Raw genomic sequence first — 18,186 nt, 5'->3', positions numbered from 1 at the left:
TAAAGCGTTTGCGTCAAGGAAGAACTCATGAGTTTCCAGCATGTTTGTGTGTTAGGGGCCACTGGCTCTATTGGTGTCAGCACACTGGATGTGATTGCTCGCCATCCTGATCGGATGGCGGTTTATGCCTTGAGTGGCCACAGTCGTATGGAGCTGCTGGCTCAACAAGCTCGCGACAGTGCCGCCCGCATTGTTCTGGTGCCGGATGAAGCCGCCCGCAGCCGTTTTCTGGCGGCCTGGCAGGGTGGCACCTTGCCCGAGATTCGTTTGGGTGCACAGGCCTTGGCTGACACAGCAGCGGACCCACAAGTGACCACGGTGATGGCGGCCATTATCGGGGCTGCCGGTCTGCCTTCGGCCTTGGCAGCAGCGCGTGCGGGCAAGCGTGTTTTGCTGGCCAATAAAGAAGCGCTGGTCGCGGCGGGCCGCATCTTCATGCAGGCGGTGCAAGAGGGCGGGGCACAGCTTATGCCTATCGACTCCGAGCACAGTGCGATCTATCAATGTTTGGCCGGTGAGGTGCCTCCCGAGCCTGGTCAGCCTGTTGCAGCTTTACGTCGCCTTTTGGTGACGGCTTCCGGCGGTCCTTTCCGCGCGCGCAGCTTGTCCGAGCTGGATGCAGTGACGCCCGAGCAAGCCTGCGCCCATCCCAACTGGAGCATGGGCCGCAAGATCTCCGTGGATTCGGCCACCATGCTGAATAAAGGCCTGGAAGTCATTGAGGCGCACTGGTTGTTTTCCGTACCCGTGGATCAGATTGATGTAGTGGTGCATCCGCAAAGCGTCATTCATTCCATGGTTGAGTACATAGACGGCTCGGTGCTGGCGCAGTTGGGTCAGCCTGATATGCGTACGGCGATTGCCTATGGTCTGGGCTTCCCGGAGCGCCTGTACAGCGGAGTGGGTTTGCTGGATCTGGCGACTATGGGCCGTCTTGATTTTGAACAGCCCGACTTTCTGCGGTTTCCCTGTTTGAAGCTGGCTTATGACGCGTTGCGTGATAGTCAGGCGGCTTGTGTCACATTGAATGCTGCCAATGAGATCGCCGTCGACCGTTTTCTGGAACGGCAGATTGGCTATACTCAGATCCCGGCTGTGATCGAGCACTGTCTGGACAAGCTCAATGGCCGAGCCAGTCAGGCTTTGGACGCCTTGGATGGAGTCCTGGCACTGGATAGCGAAACACGTTCGCTCGCGCTGGATTACTGCCGTAGTTCTGCGCGTATTTAACAGGAATTAACATGTTGTTCACCGTTCTGGCTTTCTTGGTGGCCTTGGGTGTGCTGGTGACTTTTCACGAGCTGGGCCACTACTGGGTTGCACGCCGCTGCGGTGTACGGGTAGAGCGCTTTTCCATCGGTTTTGGCAAGGTGCTGTATCGACGTTTTGACAAGAACGGCACCGAGTGGGCCGTCTCAGCCTTGCCCTTGGGCGGCTATGTCGCCATGCAAAATGATCCGCCTGCTCATGCTACGCAGTCGCAGATCGACGAATCTTTCAATCAGAAACCATTGCGACAACGTGCTGCGATTGTGCTGGCCGGGCCGATGGCGAACTTGATTCTGGCGGTGGTGATTTACGCTTTTGTTGGTTTGCTGGGTACAGAAGAACCGGTTGCGCAAATTGGTCCTGTTCCGGCGGAAACGCCAGCAGCCTTGGCGGGCTTTCAGGCAGGAGACCGTTTGACCTCCGTGGATGGCAAGCCTGTTGATTCCTGGTTTCAGGCGCGCTGGGCCTTTATGGACGCCTTGTCTTCGGGTGGCGAGCTGGAAGTCGGGGTGCAGGATCTGCTCGGTCATGAACAGAATCGTTACCTGACATTACCGGCGGGCGAGATTTTGCCAAGTGGGCAGGATTTGATGGCACAGGCCGGGCTGGTTTTGCGTCCGGCACGCTCTATCGTCCAGGAAGTGTTTAAAGACAGTGCGGCCGAGCAAGCAGGCATGCAAAAAAATGACGTCATTCTCAGGCTGGATGATTTGATCGAGCCCGGTATTACGCCCTTTGTTCAAAAGGTGCAACAATCGGCAGGCAAAACGCTGGAGCTGGACGTACTGCGCGAAGGTGAAATTCAACGCTTGCAGGTGACTCCCCAAGGCGATGCCAGTGATCAAGGGCGTATTGGGGCACAAGTCGCTATGGATATGCCGATGACGCTGGTGCGTTATGGCCCAGTCGAGAGCGTGGAACGCGGATTTACCCGTACTGGGCAGACCTTCTGGTTCTCTTTAAAGATGATCGGGCGCATGATTAGCGGGGAAGTCTCTGTACGTAATGTCAGCGGGCCGGTTACTATTGCGGATTATGCGGGCCAGACAGCGCGTATCGGCTTTATTGCCTACCTGAATTTCCTGGCCTTGATCAGTATTAGCATTGGTTTACTGAATTTATTGCCCGTGCCTATGCTGGACGGGGGGCATCTACTGTACTATGCCATCGAAGCTGTGCGCGGCAAGCCCGCTTCAGAGCGTATGATGCTCATCGGGCAGCGCCTGGGCCTGGCCTTATTGGCCGCACTGATGAGTATTGCTTTTTTTAATGACATCACCCGCCTTTTCAGTTGAGAGCGGGTGGCATACAATTTCCAACCATTTGACCGACCAAGGATTGTCCAGGATGTCGTTTAGCCGGAAACCTACTTTTGCGTTGCGTGTTCTGCCCGTATTGGTGGCAAGTCTGCTTGCTCCCGCCTTGGCGAATGCATTTGCACCGTTTGTCGTGCGCGATATTCAAGTCAACGGCATCCAGCGGGTCGATCCCGGCGCCGTGTTCTCGTCTTTGCCGGTCAAAGTCGGTGAGTCCTTCTCGGAAGAGCAGGCGGCTGACGCGATTCAGCGTTTGTACGCCACAGGCTTTTTCAGCGACGTGCAAATTGACACCGGCACTAATGTGCTGATCGTCAACGTCAAAGAGCGCCCAACCATCGCCTCCGTGTCCTTTAACGGCATGCGCGAGTTTGACGCCAAGAATATTACGAACTCCCTGGCCCAGGTCGGCTTTGGAGAAGGCCGGGTTTTTGACCGTTCCATGCTGGAACGCGCTGAATTCGAGCTGAAGCAACAGTACTTGTCCAAGGGCAAGTATGGTGTGGAAATCACGCCTATCATCACGCCTTTGCCACGTAACCGTGTGGGTGTGAGCTTCGATATCTTTGAGGGTGGCCTGGCCAAGATCAAAGAAATTCGCATCGTCGGTAGCGAAGCCTTTTCGCAAAGCGACTTGATGGATCAGATGGAGCTGACAACCTCGGGCATGATGACTTGGTACACCGGTACCGATAAGTATTCCCGTGAAAAGCTGGAAGGTGATATGGAGCGTATCCGCTCTTACTACCTGAATCGTGGTTTCCTGGAGTACTCGGCAGAGCCTCCACAAGTCTCTATTTCTCCCGACCGTAAAGACATTTACATCACCTTGACCGTGCACGAAGGCCAGCCCTACACGCTGAACAGCGTGAAATTGGCCGGTGATCTGCTGGGTCTGGACGACAAGATTCAACCCTTGGTTCAACAAAAAGAAGGCGAGATTTTCTCTTCTGATAAAACCAGCGCAACCGTGAAGGCGATTACTGAGTACCTGGGCGGTTTGGGCTATGCGTTTGCCAACGCCAACCCGAACCCGGTATTGGATCGTGAAAATCACACGGCTGATCTGACTTTCTATGTTGACCCCGGTCGTCGCGTTTACGTGCGTCGTATCGAAATCGGTGGCAACGTTCGTACTCGTGACGAAGTCGTGCGCCGTGAAATGCGCCAGCAAGAAGCAGCCTGGTACGATTCGGACGCCATCAAATTCTCGCGTGATCGTGTCGACCGTCTGGGTTACTTCAATGAAGTGGATGTGAATACCAAACCGGTTCCCGGCTCACCTGACCAGGTCGACGTGAACGTGGAAGTAAAAGAAAAACCCACGGGTCTGGTGAACCTGGGTATTGGCTATGGTTCCACTGACAAACTGATGTTGTCGGCCGGTATTAGCCAGGACAATATTTTTGGTAGTGGTAACAGCCTGTCCTTGCAGGTCAACACCAGTAAAATTAACCGTGCGGCAGTGATCAGCCACACCAATCCTTTCTGGACCGGCGACGGTATCAGCAAGACCACTTCGATTTACTATCGTCGTACCACTCCTTACCGCTCCAATGCCGGCTGGGGTGATTACCAAAATACGGCTATCGGTGCTGGCTTGAACTTTGGTGTTCCTATCTCGGAGTACGATCGTATTTTCATGGGTGTGAACTTTGAGCAGAACAAGCTCTCACGCCTGAGCCCCCAGTACACGCCACGTGCCTATCAGGATTACGTGGAAGAGTACGGTGAGCGTACCAATACGTTTATTTTCAATTTGGGCTGGTCTAAAGATACCCGTGACAGCGCGATTGCACCTAAAAAAGGTAGCTTGACGAATCTGTCGGCCGATTTGGGCACGATGGACTTGAGCTACTACATGCTGCGGGCCAGCCACCAGCACTACATTCCATTGGGCCGCTCTTACACCTTGGCCTTGAATGGTGCGATCGATTGGGGTCGCAGCGTTGGTAATAAGACCTTCCCGGTTATCAAGAACGTGTACGCGGGTGGTATTGGTTCGGTCCGTGGTTTCGAGGGGGCCTCCTTGGGGCCGCGCGATACTCTGACCGGGAACTATCTGGGTGGTTCGCGCCGTATGATCGCCAACGCTCAGTTGTACCTGCCATTCCCTGGTGCTTCGCGTGACCGTACCTTGCGCTGGTTCGTCTTTGCCGATGCCGGTAAGGTTGACAACACAAGCGGTGGTTGCGCTATGGGCCAACCTGATCGTCTGTCGGAAGACCCATGCGGCTGGAAGTACGCCGCCGGTCTGGGCTTGTCGTGGGAATCGCCGCTGGGTCCTCTGCAGTTGTCTTACGGTCGCGCCCTGCGCGCCAAGGAAGGCGACGATAAGCAGGCCTTCCAGTTCCAGATTGGTACCGCTTTCTGATGTTCGTGTTTAGTGGCACAATTGCACTATTCTGCAGCCTAATTAGCAAGGTAGATTTTTCATGAAGTCAAACATCGCATTAAAACTTACAAACATCGCCCGCAGCTTGTCGCGTGGCAATAAAGCGCTCGTTCTGGCTGCCGCGCTGGGTGTCGGCGCCATGACCGCTGCACCTGTTGTTCAGGCACAGACCAAAATCGGTTTTGTTAGCACAGAGCGTATCTTGCGTGATTCCAAACCGGCCAAAGCTGCTCAGACCAAAATCGAAGCAGAATTCAAGCGCCGTGATGAAGAGCTGGAGCGCCTGGCTAACAACCTGCGTTCGCAAGCTCAGAAGTTCGACAAGGACGCTCCTGTGCTGTCCGAGTCCGACCGTGTGAAGCGTCAGCGTCAGTTGGCTGATCTGGACTCCGATCTGCAACGCAAGCGTCGCGAGTTCCAGGAAGATTTCAACCGTCGCCGCAACGAAGAGTTCTCGGCCATTGTTGAGCAGGCTGATGCCGCCATCAAGCGTATTGCTGACTCCCAAGGCTACGACCTGATCATTCAGGACGCCGTGACCGTCAGCCCACGTGTGGACATCACCGAGGAAGTCCTGAAAGCACTGGGCGGTTGATGCACTATGCCGGTATTGCTGAACGCTGATCAGGCTGTACAGCTGTCTGAACTTATAGACGCCATCAACAAGACCGGACTGGATTGCAAGCTGCCAGAAGGCATTACAGAGCCTATGCCCCGGATTCGGGGCCTAGGCTCTTTGCTTTCTGCGGGCCCGGAGGAAATCAGCTTTCTGTCCAATCCCAAGATGCAGGAGCTGCTGGAGCAGACTGCTGCTGCGGTGGTGATTCTGACGCCGCAAGTCTATGAAAGCCTGACTGCTGCACCGTCTTTTATCCCGGTGCTGTGCTCGCAACCTTATCTGATGTATGCGCTGCTGGCGCAACGCTTCGATCAGGTTCGCATGGCGGATTTGCCTACAGGTATTCATACCAGTGCGGTGATTGATCCCAGCGCTCAGTTGGGCGAAGGCGTGTCGGTCGGGCCATTCTGTGTGGTCGAGGCCGGGGTCAAGATTGGACGCGGCACTCGTTTGGGCGCGCATTGTGTCATCGGCGCAGGCTCGACCCTGGGGCAGGATTGTTTGCTGCATGCCCGCGTTACCCTGTACCACCAGGTGCATATTGGCGCGCGCGCCATTCTGCATTCGGGCGTGGTGCTGGGAGCTGACGGTTTTGGTTTCGCGCCGGACCCTGTGAAAGGGAAGGGGGCCTGGGCCAAGATTGCGCAGATTGGCCATGTACGCATTGGTGACGATGTGGAAATCGGTGCCAATACCACGGTAGACCGTGGTGCACTGGATGACACCGTCCTGGCCAATGGCGTCAAGCTGGATAACCAGATCATGATCGGGCACAACGTGCAGGTCGGCGAACATACCGCCATGGCGGCGTGTGTGGGGGTGGCCGGCTCTACCCAGATCGGGGCGCGTTGTACGATTGCGGGGGCAGCCATGCTCTCGGGACACTTGGTCCTGGGCGATGATGTGCACGTCTCCGGCGGTACCGCCGTCACATCCAATATCAGCCAGCCCGGGCGTTATACAGGGGTTTATCCCTTTGCAGGACACCAGGACTGGCAGAAAAATGCTGCCGTATTGGGGCAACTGAGCGGTTTGCGTCGTCGCCTGCGTTCTTTGGAGCGTCAACAGGCCGATGGGGCAAACGAATCATCTGAACATATCAATAAACAAAAATAAGCAGGACAGGACATGGAACTCGACATTCGACAAATTATGGATCGCCTCCCTCATCGTTACCCGATGTTGCTGGTTGATCGCGTCTTGGAACTGGTGCCCGGCAAGAGCATCGTCGCCATTAAAAACGTGTCGATGAATGAACCCTTTTTTACCGGCCACTTTCCCCATATGCCGGTGATGCCAGGTGTTTTGATCATTGAAGCCATGGCTCAGGCTGCTGCGCTGTTCTCTTTTACCGATCCCGAGGATCCGTATGCCAAAGTGGACAACAAGCTGGCCTACTACCTGGTTGGTGTGGATGGCGCGCGTTTTCGCAAGCCCGTGATGCCAGGCGATCAGTTGCGTCTGGAAGTGACGGCTGACCGCATCAGCCGCGCTTTGTGCAAGTACACAGGCCGTGCACTGGTCGATGGCCAGGTGGTTGCCGAAGCCAAAATTATGTGTGCTATCCGTCAATTGGAAGAATAGTTTATGCGTATTCATGAAACGGCCATCATCGAAGCGGGCGCTCAGCTTGCAGATGATGTTGAGGTCGGGCCTTACAGCATCATTGGGCCCAATGTCACGATTGGCGCGGGCACCAAAGTGGGCCCTCACTGTGTGATAGATGGCGTGACCACGATTGGTCGCAACAACCATTTCTACCGTTTCTGCTCCATCGGGGGCATGCCGCAGGACAAGAAGTACGCTGGTGAACCCACTCGTCTGGAAATTGGCGATGGCAATATGGTTCGCGAGTACGTCACCATCAACACCGGTACGGTGCAGGATGTGGGCGTGACGCGTGTAGGCGATGACAACTGGATCATGGCCTACACCCATATTGCTCACGATTGCCAGATCGGTAATCACACGATTATTGCCAATAGCGTTCAGTTAGGCGGTCACGTGCACATTGGCGACTGGGCCATTCTGGGCGGTTTGACTGCCGTGCACCAGTTTGGTCGTATCGGCGCTCACAGCATGATTGGCGGTACCAGCTCGGTGCGTCAGGACATTCCTCCTTACGTCATCGGTGCGGGTGATCCTTTTCGCCCGGTTGGTGTGAATAGCGAAGGTCTGGGCCGTCGCAACTTTTCGGCTGAAGCAATTTCAGCCGTCAAGGAAAGCTACAAACTGCTGTACCGTCGCAAGCTGACAGTGGAGCAGGCAGTAGAGCAAATGCAGGCCTTGCAAGAAGCACAGCCCGATTGCCGTGCCGCCGTGCAGGTCATGGTCGACTTCCTGAATGACTCCAGCCGGGGTATTTGCCGACCATGAGCAGCGCCTCCAGCCCATTAGCGGCACGTTCAGACGGGTCGGGGCAAACTGGGGCCATGCGGGATCTGCGAGTAGGAATGGTAGCAGGCGAGCCGTCCGGCGATTTGCTGGCGGCTCGTATCATCCAGGGATTGCGCCAGGGTAGCCCTGGTGTGCAGGTAGAAGGTATTGGTGGCCCCGAGATGGCTGCCCAGCAGTTTCACCAGCACTATCCCATGGATGCCTTGACGGTGTTTGGCTACGTCGAGGCCCTCAAGCGTATTCCGGGCCTGGTTTCCACTTATCTGGGCATGCGCAATCACTATTTGCGTCAACGTCCCGATGTGTTTGTGGGCATTGATGCGCCGGACTTCAATTTGCGCCTGGAGCATCGTTTGCGTCAGGCAGGCGTACCGACGGTACATTTTGTGGGCCCGTCGATTTGGGCCTGGCGTTATGAGCGCATCCACAAAATCCGTGAAGCGGTTTCCCATATGCTGGTGCTGTTTCCTTTCGAGACCGAGATCTACGAAAAGGAAGGTATTCCTGTGACCTATGTGGGGCATCCGTTGGCGGCCAATATTCCTTTGCAGCCCGATAAAGCCGATGCGCGACGTCGTCTGGGCTTGCCGGAGTCAGGTCGTATTTTGGGTGTGTTGCCGGGCAGTCGTTCGTCCGAGGTCAAGATGTTGTCGCCCCGCTTTTTGCAGGCCGTACAAATTCTGCAGGATCAAGATCCTGATCTGACGATTCTGGTGCCTATGGTCAATCCCAAGCGTCGCCAGGAGTTTGAACAGGCGCTGGCACAGTATCCGGTACGCAATGTACACATTATTGATGCCCACACTGCCGGGATTCGTGAGCCAGACTCGGAAGGCGTAATTCGTCCACCTGCCTGGACGGTGATGGAAGCCAGTGATGCGGTTCTGGTTGCCAGTGGGACGGCCAGTCTGGAAACGGCGCTGTACAAGCGTCCCATGGTTATTTCTTATGTGCTTAGCCCGATGATGGAGCGCATCATACGTTGGAAGTCCGGGCAGGACAGGCCGTATGTGCCCTGGGTCGGTTTGCCCAATGTCTTGGCCCGCGATTTTGTGGTGCCGGAGTTGCTGCAAGAAGACGCCCAGCCTCAGAAGCTGGCACAAGCGTGCTGGAAAGCCTTGAGCGATCAAGACTATGTGGCCCATATAGAGCAGGTCTTTACCGACATGCATCTGAGCTTGCGCCGCGACACGCCTGCTTTGGCAGCCGAGGTTATTTTGAAGATGGCACGTGGATGAAGCAGCTAGATTTATTGGTCAGTGATGTGTCGGCCGGTTTGGTTGCGGGGCTGGATGAAGCGGGACGTGGTCCCTTGGCAGGCCCGGTCTTTGCGGCTGCCGTGATTCTGGATCCCGATAATCCCATTGAGGGTTTGAACGATTCCAAAAAGCTGACGGCCAAACGGCGTGAAGCGCTGGCTGTACTGATCAAGGAACGGGCCTTGGCCTGGGAAATTGCCAGCGCAAGCGTTGCCGAAATTGATGACATCAATATTTTGCATGCGGCCATGCTGGCCATGCAGCGAGCCTGTAATGGTCTGAAGCTCAAGCCAGAGCAGGCTCTGGTCGATGGCAATCGTATTCCAATGAATTTGTGCTGTCCCGCCGAGGCCATTATCAAAGGCGACGCCAGCCATGCGGCCATTGCAGCCGCTTCCATTCTGGCTAAAACGGCACGGGATGCAGTTTGTCTGGAGCTGCACCGTGACTATCCCGAGTACGGTTTTGATCAACACAAGGGGTATGGGACGGCCTTGCATTTGCAGCGTTTGTCACAGCATGGCCCTTGTCCAGAGCATCGTCGAAGTTTCGCGCCGGTACGCGCATCTTTAGTTAGGTAAGTTGAAGAATGAGGCTGATTGAATCCAAAGATAATGCACTGTTCAAACGAGTGCAGCGCCTGGCTCATGATAAGCGCGAGCTGGACGGGGGCGATCAGCTAATTTGGTTGGAAGGCATCCATCTCTGTCAGATGTGGCTGGAACGCCGTGGCCAGCCGGAGCTGGCTGTTTTCGAGATGGATCGTCACTCGGAAGAACTGCTGGAATTGGCGCGCTTCTTACCCGGCCATAGCAGTGTCATTTTCAATGCTACCTTGATGAACGCTGTCTCCCAGGTGGGCCAGGGGCAGGGCGTGGGCTTTATTGTCCGCGTGCCTCGTGGGCAAGCCTGGACGGCTCCCCGTAAACGCGCCATCTTGCTGGATCAGGTTCAGGATCCCGGTAATGTGGGAACTGTATTGCGAACTGCGGTGGCAGTGGGCCTGGAAGCCGTTTATCTGACGCCAGGCTGTGCCAGCGTCTGGTCACAAAAAGTGCTGCGCAGCGCGCAGGGCGCTCATTTCTCTATTCAGGTGCACGAGCAAGTGGATGGGGCGGAGCTGCTGGAAAAGGCCGCCTTGCCGGTGCTAGTGACCTCTCTGGGGCCCGATACTCAGGACCTGTATGAAGCTAGCTTGCCTGACCAAGCGATTTGGGTGTTTGGCAATGAAGGGCAAGGCGTCAGCCCAGCCTTGCTGACCAAGGCGAATCAGCGCCTGTTCATTCCCCAGGCTCCGGGAGTCGAGTCCTTGAATGTGGCTATCGCCACCGCCCTTTGCTTGTACGAGCAACGACGTCAACACAGCCGTTAGCCCTGGCTGCTTTCATTGCAAAGCCTTAAGCAGAATGAACGTGTACACGACAATTCTGTCTTGATATAGCACTTGTTTCTTCTTGTAAAATCAAGTAAATCATCTAGTAAGGCACCTAGTTGTCGGTAGGCTAGCATTGAGCGCCTGACGGGGCAGGCCTGTCTTGTTTGCCCGTCTATCTGCAGCCCTGCACGTGCTGCCTCTTCACCTTGTATCGCTCCATCGTTGGTATCCGGCTGGATTCTTAATCCTTGTTTTTTCAGATGAGGTCAACAATGAAACTTAGCGAATACGCGACTTACGATGCCCTGGCTTTGGCCGAGCTGGTCGCCAAGAAACAAATCAGTGTTCAAGAGTTGAGTCAGGTGGGCAAAAAAGCCATCGACAAGCTTAATCCCAAAATCAATGCGGTCGTTGAAAGCTGGGATGCAGAGGTGGACCCCCACGCGGATCGGGACTCTGTGCTCTACGGAGTGCCTTTTCTGATCAAGGATCTGGCCATCACCATGAAGGGCAAGCGCTACGAGCTGGGCAGCAAGCTGGCGCACGATATGGTGATGGATTCCGATAGCACTCTGATGCGTTATTACAAGGAAGCAGGGCTGATGACCTTGGGGCGTACAACGACCTCGGAATTTGCCATCAGTACTACGACCGAGGCGCGCTGCGTAGGGCCCACACTGAACCCTTGGAATCCCGCTTTTAATGCAGGCGGTTCAACCGGGGGGTCTGCCGCCGCTGTTGCGGCAGGGATGGTGCCACTTGCCCATGCGACGGATGGAGGGGGCTCTATCCGCGTTCCGGCGGCAGTCAATGGTTTGTTCGGCTTGAAACCGACTCGGGGGCGGGTATCCAGCGGCCCCTTGCAAGATGAAGTGTGGAGCGGCTTATTGGCTCACCTGGGCGTCAGCCGTAGCGTCCGTGACAGTGCCGCCTTGCTGGATGCGATCAGCCGCCCTGGCATTGGGGAGCCGTATTACACGGCTCCACCGCCACGCAGTTTCCTATCAGCCGTGAAAAAGCATCCAGGGCCTTTGCGCATTGGCTTGATGATGGACCCTCCCAGCGGTGACAAAACCCAATCGATGATTGCAGCCAAGGCCATTGATATGGCTTCAGTGCTGGAGTCTCTGGGACATCAGGTCGAGCCCTTGCAGTTTGACTCGGGGGTGAGCTGGGAGGCGTTTGTGCATGCCAATGCCCAGTTCTGGAACGTGAATACGGCAGCCTGGGTGGACAGTATTGCAGCGGCCACGGGGCGTCCTGTTAACGAGGAGTATCTGGAAAAGGCGACGCTGGCAGCCTATGCCTATGGCAAGAAAATCACAGGTATTGATATTTTGGGGGCGATTGCGGTCCGCAATACGGTTTCACGCAATCTGGGGGCGTATTTTCAAAAATATGATGTTTTGATGACCCCCACTGTCCCCACGTTGCCCATGAAAGTGGGGGAGTACAACAAGGTACAAGATCAGGTGGACGGCCTGGGCTGGATAGCCCATGTATTTCGGCAAGCGCCTTTTGCGGCTTTGGCCAATATCAGTGGTTCGCCATCCATGTCCGTACCAGCGGGATACGATGTGGCGACCTCTTTGCCGATTGGCATGATGTTTACCGCCGCCTATGGTCAGGAGTGCATGTTGTTTGGTCTGGCAGGGCAGTTGGAGCAGGCTTTGCCCTGGGCAGATCAACATCCCCAAGTCTGGGTTGGCCGTTTGGATTGAGACGTACTATTCACGGGGTGGGGCGACTGCATTCCAGACAGATGGTTTCTTATAAACGGCCTGAAGTGGGTGTTGTGAACTGAGCCCAAGAGGTTGGACAGTTAAAAATTAATAGCGGAAGGCCTGAGTTCGGTATTGCACTGGACTCAGGCCCTTTGTATTTCGCCGTGATTTCAGCAATGACATTTGCTGGATGATGCCATTGGGTTACACCTGCTTGACATCACATTTCAAAGAGAACATTATAAGTTACATGAAAAGAGATAGCCGCCTATCGTCCTTCCTTCATGCGCTTTTGCGCATGGCTGAACAGGATGGACCCACTACTTCAGAATCTCTGGCTCAGTGTCTGGGCATTCATCCCGTCGTCGTCCGACGCAGCATGGGATACCTGCGGACAGCGGGCATTGTGAAGTCCGATCGAGGCTACTTAGAGGGATGGCGTATCCGTATTGACCTGGGAACGGTCGCCTTGCGCCAACGGCATGACGCCCCACTCACGAAAGGTCACGTGTGATGAACCCGTTCTCTGACCCGGTGTCCGTATCGAGCTATGCCGATCGGGCGGCCAGGATTGTGCCCGGCCTTTTTGATTTGCATAGGATGGCAGGCGTGCTGTTGGGTGAACGTGCGCCTGCTGACGCACGTATCCTGGTGCTCGGTGCAGGCGGCGGACTGGAGCTGAAGGCCTTCACCCATATGCGGCCGACTTGGCTTTTCGACGGTGTTGATCCGTCAGCTCAGATGCTTGGGCTCGCCCGCACAACAATCGGTCAGGACGGGGGGCGTGTGCGTCTGCACGAGGGCTATATCGACAGTGCCCCAGAGGGGCCGTTTGATGGCGCTGTTTGCCTGCTGACGCTGCATTTTCTGCCATCAGCCGAACGCCTGCAGACCTTGAGACAGATGTTCCTCAGACTCAAGCCTGGGGCGCCCCTTGTCGTCGCACATCACAGCTTCACAGACGACGATCCTGCTAGAGATAAATGGCTTGCGCGTACTGCGGCATTCACTATGGCTTCTGGCGTGTCTGTGGAGCAGGCCGAGGGCAATATGGCGGCGATCAAGGAGCGGCTGCCCGTGCTTTCACCGCAGCAGGATGTTGACCTGCTTCGTGAGGCCGGATTTATTGATATTGAACTTTTCTATTGCGCATTCACGTTCAAGGGCTGGGTCGCCTACAAGCCGTAAGAGCTGAAGTCTACTTGGCTATTGGGGGCACGATCGTGCCCCCCGTTTTGTTGCTAACCAGTATCTTGCGCAGTGGTTTTGATGATGCTGTCCGAATTCCCTGAGGTGGAAATCCGTACAGCATCCGGGATGGCGTCACGTTTTAGTAGGAGCGGCGATCCAGACCTACATCATCCAGAATCTTGGTGGAGATTTCTTCGATGGACTTGGTGGTGGTAGACAGCCAGGGAATGCCTTCCATACGCATCAGTCGTTCCGCTTCAGCCACTTCCATACGGCATTGCTCGATGGTGGCGTATTTGCTCCCGGGACGGCGCTCATTACGCACTTCAGACAGGCGGTCTGGATGAATGGACAGGCCAAAAATCTTTTTCCGGTAGGGAGCCAGCGTGGCGGGCAGGGTGCCGCGCTGGAAATCTTCGGGAATGATGGGGTAGTTGGCGGCCTTGACGGCGTACTGCATCGCCAAGTACAAGCTGGTAGGCGTTTTTCCGCAACGGGACACACCCACCAGAATCACGTCGGCTTGTTCCAGACCATTCACGTACTGACCATCGTCGTGCGCCAGACTGAAGTTGATGGCCTCAATGCGATTGTTGTAGCGCTTGGACATGCCACCGGAGTGCGAACGGCCCACGGAACGGCTGGATTTCACTCCCAGGGCGCGTTCAATGTGTCGTACAAAGGCACCAAACAGATCCAGGAAGGTGCAGTTGGCCGCGCCAATAATGTGCGCCATCTTGGGGTCAACCAGAGTGCTGAATACCAGAGGCTGCTGGCCTTGTTCTTGAGCGCATTGGTTGATGCGATCAGCGACAGACTGGGCTTTCTCGATAGTATCGATAAAGGGAATCCGGATGGCCTGAAATTCGAATTGAGCGAATTGCGACAGGACGGAGTTGCTGAAAGTTTCGGCGGTAATGCCCGTGCTGTCAGAAACGACAAAGACGGTACGCTCAATAGGAGAAGATGTCATGGAATAAGTCGTGCACAATGCTCGGGAAACGGTACAATTTGCAAGATTACCATTTACCGCTCGGATCAGGGTATGAGAAAGGCAGGTTTGCTTAGGACAGATCACACAGACAGCGCTGTGCGGATCACTGCCTTAAGCAAACACGCTTTTTTTTCTATTCAAGGTGACTTATGTCTTACGTAATTGGTTTCGACAAGCTCCGCATGACGGACGTCGACACAGTGGGCGGTAAAAACGCTTCGCTGGGTGAAATGATTAGCCAGTTGGCTGATGCTGGTGTGCGCGTGCCGGGTGGCTTTGCCACGACGGCCGAAGCATTCCGCGTTTTCCTGAAAAACAACGATCTGGACAAGCGCATTCAGCAGCGTCTGGATACGCTGGACGCCGACGATGTGCGTGAACTGGCCGCCGCCGGTGCCGAAATTCGTCAGTGGATCATCGACACTCCTTTCCCTGCCGAGTTCGAGAAAGCCGTACGTGAGGCCTTTGCCGAACTGGACGCCGATGGCAAGGGCTCCTTTGCCGTGCGTTCTTCCGCGACTGCAGAAGACTTGCCTGATGCCTCTTTTGCTGGTCAGCAAGAAACCTACCTGAACGTCGTCGGTATTGACGAAGTGCTGGGCAAGATTCACCACGTGTTTGCTTCCCTGTACAACGACCGTGCTATTTCTTACCGCGTGCACAAGGGCTACGCTCACGCTGAAGTGGCTCTGTCCGCTGGTATTCAGCGCATGGTGCGCTCCGACAAGGGCAGTGCTGGCGTGATGTTCACCTTGGACACCGAGTCGGGCTTCAAGGATGTGGTCTTTTTGACTTCCTCCTATGGCCTGGGCGAAACCGTGGTTCAAGGTTCGGTCAATCCGGACGAGTTCTACGTTTACAAGCCAACCCTGGCTTCCGGTCACTACCCCATCATCAGCCGCCGCATTGGCTCCAAGCTGATCAAGATGGAATTTGACGAAGGCCGTACCACGGACCACGCTGTGCGCACGGTTGATGTGCCCGTGTCCGAGCGCAACCGTTACTCCCTGAGCGACGAAGAAGTTATCGAACTGGCCCGCTACGCCACCATCATCGAAAAACACTACCAGCGTCCTATGGACATTGAGTGGGGTCGTGATGGTATCGACGGCAAGATCTACATCCTGCAAGCCCGTCCTGAGACCGTCAAGTCCCAGCAAGGCAGCAACGATGTGCAAGAGCGTTACCGCCTGAAAGCCACCGGCGAAGTGCTGGTGACTGGCCGTGCTATTGGCCAGAAGATCGGTTCGGGCAAAGTCCGTATCGTGGCTGATGCTTCCGAGATGGATCTGGTCAAACCCGGCGACGTGCTGGTTACCGACATGACGGACCCTAACTGGGAGCCCATCATGAAGCTGGCTTCGGCTATCGTCACCAACCGTGGTGGCCGTACTTGCCACGCCGCGATTATTGCTCGCGAACTGGGTATTCCTGCCGTGGTCGGTTGCAACAACGCCACTGACGTGCTGAAGGAAGGCCAGGAAGTGACCGTTTCGTGTGCTGAAGGCGACGAAGGTCGTATTTACGACGGTCTGCTGGAAACCGAGATCGAAGAAGTGAGCTGGGGCCAAATGCCCGAGATTGGCCTGAAAGTCATGATGAACGTGGGTAACCCACAACTGGCTTTCGACTTCTCGCAAATCCCGAACGATGGTGTGGGTCTGGCTCGTCTGGAATTCATCATCAACAACAATATCGCCATTCACCCCAAAGCGGTTCTGGACTACCCCAATGTGGATAGCGAACTGAAAAAAGCGGTGGAATCGGCTGCCCGTGGCTACGCCAGCCCACGTGCTTTCTTCGTAGAAAAACTGGCTGAAGGTATTGCGACTCTGGCCGCATCCTTCTACCCCAAGCCCGTCATCGTGCGTTTGTCGGACTTCAAGTCCAACGAATACCGCAAGCTGGTGGGTGGTTCGCGCTACGAGCCCGAGGAAGAGAACCCAATGCTGGGCTTCCGCGGCGTGGCTCGCTACCTGTCCGAAGACTTCGCAGAATGCTTCAAGATGGAATGCGAAGCCCTGAAGAAAGTACGCGACGAAATGGGTCTGACCAACGTCGAAATCATGGTGCCATTCGTGCGTACCCTGGGTCAGGCAGAACGTGTGGTGGGTCTCTTGGCTAATCACGGTCTGGCTCGCGGCGAAAACGGCCTGCGCCTGATCATGATGTGCGAAGTGCCTTCCAACGCTATTTTGGCCGATCAGTTCTTGCAGTACTTTGACGGTTTCTCCATCGGCTCCAACGACATGACTCAGTTGACTCTGGGTCTGGATCGCGACTCCGGTATGGAACTGTTGGCTGCTGACTTTGACGAGCGTGACGAAGCCGTGAAGTTCATGCTGAGCCGTGCCATCAAGGCATGTCTGGCACAAAACAAATACGTCGGTATTTGTGGTCAAGGCCCCAGCGACCACCCTGATCTGGCCAAGTGGCTGAGCGACGAAGGCATTATTTCCTTGTCGCTGAACCCGGACACGGTTGTGGACACCTGGCAGCGTCTGGCCAAGGCCTAAGACTTAAGCGGCTGCCAGAGTTTCTTTGGCAGTACGCTGGTCAAGCCAGCTAAAATAAAACACCCCGGCATGGAGCTTCCATGCCGGGGTGTTTTTATATGAGGTGTTTGCTTTTTGTTGCTGCGGGTAGGGTGCTGATAGCCAGCGATGTAGCAGCGTGATGAAACCTTAGTTGGCTACGTCGCTTTGGTAAACGTGCAGGAACATATCCAGAATATGTTCGGTTTCGCTCTGAATGCGTTCTTCGCTCCAGGGTTCCATCGCCCCCATCAGGAGCAAGACAATTTCGCCTTCGCTCAGGCAGCGGAAATGTTCCACCATCAAGGCCGGGTCCAGTTTGCGCAGAGTGCCACGCTCGACATGGCGGGCAAAAAAACACTGCACGCCGTCCCAGATCTGATCATCCAGCATCTCCATAAAGCGTTTGCCGATATCGCTATGGCCGCCTACAGAAACAACGATACGCAATAGCTGGGCTGTTTGCTTGGAGTAGAGATTGCGCAGCATGGGCAGCAAGAAACGCTGCAGTTCTTCGCGTATGTCGCCCTCCGTGTCCAGCTTGGTCAGGACCTGCTCGGTAAATTCCTGGGCGCCGGTCAGTAGCACGGCCAGCAGCAAGTCTTCTTTGGAGGGGAAGTAATTGTAAAGAGTGCCCTTGGAGCCGCCTGCCAAGGCAGCGATCTGGGACATGGATGTCGCCTCAAAACCATTCTCGCGGAAAACCTCGGAAGCCACTTCCAGGATTTTATCGCGGCGTTCGCGTCCTTTTCGAGTCGCGCGTTGAGATTTTCGGGGAACATCGTCGTGCATAATGGCAGGCAAAAAGTAGGTGAATAGGACAAAGTCAGCATCATACCGTATCAATGGCTGCTGTGCTGCTGCTCTATTTCGATCGTTAAGGGAAGGCTAGACTGACTCCCTGATTTTACGCCATGCACCGGACCTGCAACGATTTGTTTGCTCCAGTCTTTGATCTGGGGCCTGTTACGGCTCAAAATCACCACATATTCGGGTGGTAGCACAGGGCAGACGTCCTGGGCTCGTGCAGGGGCGTTTGATGATCGCTATAGTCCTTATCTGTTTTGATTTAAAGTATAAGGCGGCGGTTCTGATACTCTCTTTGCTTAAGAC

The 18,186-nt window shown here is 55.4% G+C and carries 16 protein-coding genes; 14 read left to right on the top strand and 2 right to left on the bottom strand.

Features of this window, described 5'->3' with window-relative positions:
* Positions 1–27: 27 nt before the first annotated feature.
* The 13 genes from OSH09_RS04070 (at position 28) to OSH09_RS04010 (ending at position 13,542) form a co-directional block, all read left to right on the top strand.
* Positions 28–1,230: a 1-deoxy-D-xylulose-5-phosphate reductoisomerase gene (locus OSH09_RS04070; RefSeq protein WP_266120244.1), complete on the top strand. Its 1,203-nt coding sequence runs from the start codon at positions 28–30 to the stop codon at positions 1,228–1,230.
* A gap of 11 nt (positions 1,231–1,241) precedes the next feature.
* On the top strand, positions 1,242–2,564 hold the full coding sequence (gene rseP, locus OSH09_RS04065) for an RIP metalloprotease RseP (RefSeq protein ID WP_266120243.1): 1,323 nt from the start codon (positions 1,242–1,244) through the stop codon (positions 2,562–2,564).
* Positions 2,565–2,616: 52 nt separating this feature from the next.
* The gene (bamA, locus tag OSH09_RS04060; protein WP_266120242.1) at positions 2,617–4,959 is read left to right on the top strand and encodes an outer membrane protein assembly factor BamA; all 2,343 of its coding nucleotides are present in this window, start codon (positions 2,617–2,619) and stop codon (positions 4,957–4,959) included.
* A 61-nt stretch (positions 4,960–5,020) separates the two neighbouring features.
* Positions 5,021–5,575 carry an OmpH family outer membrane protein gene (locus tag OSH09_RS04055; protein WP_189390600.1) on the top strand — a complete coding sequence of 185 codons (555 nt, stop codon included), beginning with the start codon at positions 5,021–5,023 and terminating at the stop codon, positions 5,573–5,575.
* Between the two features lie 6 nt (positions 5,576–5,581).
* Complete coding sequence (lpxD, locus tag OSH09_RS04050) at positions 5,582–6,715, top strand: UDP-3-O-(3-hydroxymyristoyl)glucosamine N-acyltransferase (protein WP_266120241.1); 1,134 nt, start codon at positions 5,582–5,584, stop codon at positions 6,713–6,715.
* A gap of 12 nt (positions 6,716–6,727) precedes the next feature.
* Positions 6,728–7,183, top strand: a complete 456-nt coding sequence (gene fabZ / locus OSH09_RS04045) for a 3-hydroxyacyl-ACP dehydratase FabZ (protein ID WP_003799758.1) — start codon at positions 6,728–6,730, stop codon at positions 7,181–7,183.
* Between the two features lie 3 nt (positions 7,184–7,186).
* Positions 7,187–7,975, top strand: coding sequence for an acyl-ACP--UDP-N-acetylglucosamine O-acyltransferase (gene lpxA / locus OSH09_RS04040; RefSeq protein WP_222667315.1), 789 nt, complete (start codon positions 7,187–7,189; stop codon positions 7,973–7,975).
* A gap of 56 nt (positions 7,976–8,031) precedes the next feature.
* The gene (lpxB, locus tag OSH09_RS04035) at positions 8,032–9,234 is read left to right on the top strand and encodes a lipid-A-disaccharide synthase (RefSeq protein WP_266120538.1); all 1,203 of its coding nucleotides are present in this window, start codon (positions 8,032–8,034) and stop codon (positions 9,232–9,234) included.
* On the top strand, positions 9,231–9,836 hold the full coding sequence (gene rnhB, locus OSH09_RS04030; protein WP_266120240.1) for a ribonuclease HII: 606 nt from the start codon (positions 9,231–9,233) through the stop codon (positions 9,834–9,836). The genes lpxB and rnhB overlap by 4 nt, the downstream gene beginning before the upstream one ends.
* An 8-nt stretch (positions 9,837–9,844) precedes the next feature.
* Positions 9,845–10,627, top strand: a complete 783-nt coding sequence (locus OSH09_RS04025) for a TrmH family RNA methyltransferase (protein ID WP_266120239.1) — start codon at positions 9,845–9,847, stop codon at positions 10,625–10,627.
* A gap of 275 nt (positions 10,628–10,902) precedes the next feature.
* A complete protein-coding gene (locus tag OSH09_RS04020; protein WP_266120238.1) occupies positions 10,903–12,351 on the top strand; it encodes an amidase in 1,449 nt (482 codons plus the stop codon).
* Between the two features lie 253 nt (positions 12,352–12,604).
* On the top strand, positions 12,605–12,868 hold the full coding sequence (locus OSH09_RS04015; protein ID WP_376912121.1) for an Rrf2 family transcriptional regulator: 264 nt from the start codon (positions 12,605–12,607) through the stop codon (positions 12,866–12,868).
* Entirely contained in the window at positions 12,868–13,542 is a 675-nt protein-coding gene (locus OSH09_RS04010) for a class I SAM-dependent methyltransferase (protein ID WP_266120237.1), read from the top strand. Before OSH09_RS04015 ends, OSH09_RS04010 begins: the two co-directional genes overlap by 1 nt.
* 142 nt (positions 13,543–13,684) lie before the next feature.
* Here the strand turns inward: OSH09_RS04010 and ppsR are convergent, their stop codons facing one another.
* A complete protein-coding gene (gene ppsR, locus OSH09_RS04005; RefSeq protein WP_207874876.1) occupies positions 13,685–14,518 on the bottom strand; it encodes a posphoenolpyruvate synthetase regulatory kinase/phosphorylase PpsR in 834 nt (277 codons plus the stop codon).
* Between the two features lie 170 nt (positions 14,519–14,688).
* Here ppsR and ppsA point away from each other — a divergent pair, with 170 nt between their 5' ends.
* Positions 14,689–17,055 carry a phosphoenolpyruvate synthase gene (gene ppsA, locus OSH09_RS04000; protein ID WP_266120236.1) on the top strand — a complete coding sequence of 789 codons (2,367 nt, stop codon included), beginning with the start codon at positions 14,689–14,691 and terminating at the stop codon, positions 17,053–17,055.
* A gap of 168 nt (positions 17,056–17,223) precedes the next feature.
* Here ppsA and OSH09_RS03995 read toward each other — a convergent pair whose 3' ends face one another.
* Complete coding sequence (locus OSH09_RS03995) at positions 17,224–17,865, bottom strand: TetR/AcrR family transcriptional regulator (RefSeq protein ID WP_266120235.1); 642 nt, start codon at positions 17,863–17,865, stop codon at positions 17,224–17,226.
* Positions 17,866–18,186 lie beyond the last annotated feature (321 nt).

Origin of the sequence: Alcaligenes parafaecalis (genome assembly GCF_026344135.1) — a bacterium.
Classification (GTDB): domain Bacteria; phylum Pseudomonadota; class Gammaproteobacteria; order Burkholderiales; family Burkholderiaceae_B; genus Alcaligenes; species Alcaligenes parafaecalis.
This window is presented reverse-complemented; position numbering and strand designations above follow the sequence as displayed.

Coding starts and splice junctions, on each gene's coding strand:
- rseP (WP_266120243.1), top strand. CDS start 1,242: ATGTTGTTCACCGTTCTGGCTTTCTTGGTGGCCTTGGGTGTGCTGGTG.
- OSH09_RS03995 (WP_266120235.1), bottom strand. CDS start 17,865: ATGCACGACGATGTTCCCCGAAAATCTCAACGCGCGACTCGAAAAGGA.
- OSH09_RS04070 (WP_266120244.1), top strand. CDS start 28: ATGAGTTTCCAGCATGTTTGTGTGTTAGGGGCCACTGGCTCTATTGGT.
- bamA (WP_266120242.1), top strand. CDS start 2,617: ATGTCGTTTAGCCGGAAACCTACTTTTGCGTTGCGTGTTCTGCCCGTA.
- rnhB (WP_266120240.1), top strand. CDS start 9,231: ATGAAGCAGCTAGATTTATTGGTCAGTGATGTGTCGGCCGGTTTGGTT.
- OSH09_RS04015 (WP_376912121.1), top strand. CDS start 12,605: ATGAAAAGAGATAGCCGCCTATCGTCCTTCCTTCATGCGCTTTTGCGC.
- lpxB (WP_266120538.1), top strand. CDS start 8,032: ATGCGGGATCTGCGAGTAGGAATGGTAGCAGGCGAGCCGTCCGGCGAT.
- lpxD (WP_266120241.1), top strand. CDS start 5,582: ATGCCGGTATTGCTGAACGCTGATCAGGCTGTACAGCTGTCTGAACTT.
- OSH09_RS04025 (WP_266120239.1), top strand. CDS start 9,845: ATGAGGCTGATTGAATCCAAAGATAATGCACTGTTCAAACGAGTGCAG.
- OSH09_RS04055 (WP_189390600.1), top strand. CDS start 5,021: ATGAAGTCAAACATCGCATTAAAACTTACAAACATCGCCCGCAGCTTG.
- OSH09_RS04010 (WP_266120237.1), top strand. CDS start 12,868: ATGAACCCGTTCTCTGACCCGGTGTCCGTATCGAGCTATGCCGATCGG.
- ppsA (WP_266120236.1), top strand. CDS start 14,689: ATGTCTTACGTAATTGGTTTCGACAAGCTCCGCATGACGGACGTCGAC.
- OSH09_RS04020 (WP_266120238.1), top strand. CDS start 10,903: ATGAAACTTAGCGAATACGCGACTTACGATGCCCTGGCTTTGGCCGAG.
- lpxA (WP_222667315.1), top strand. CDS start 7,187: ATGCGTATTCATGAAACGGCCATCATCGAAGCGGGCGCTCAGCTTGCA.
- ppsR (WP_207874876.1), bottom strand. CDS start 14,518: ATGACATCTTCTCCTATTGAGCGTACCGTCTTTGTCGTTTCTGACAGC.
- fabZ (WP_003799758.1), top strand. CDS start 6,728: ATGGAACTCGACATTCGACAAATTATGGATCGCCTCCCTCATCGTTAC.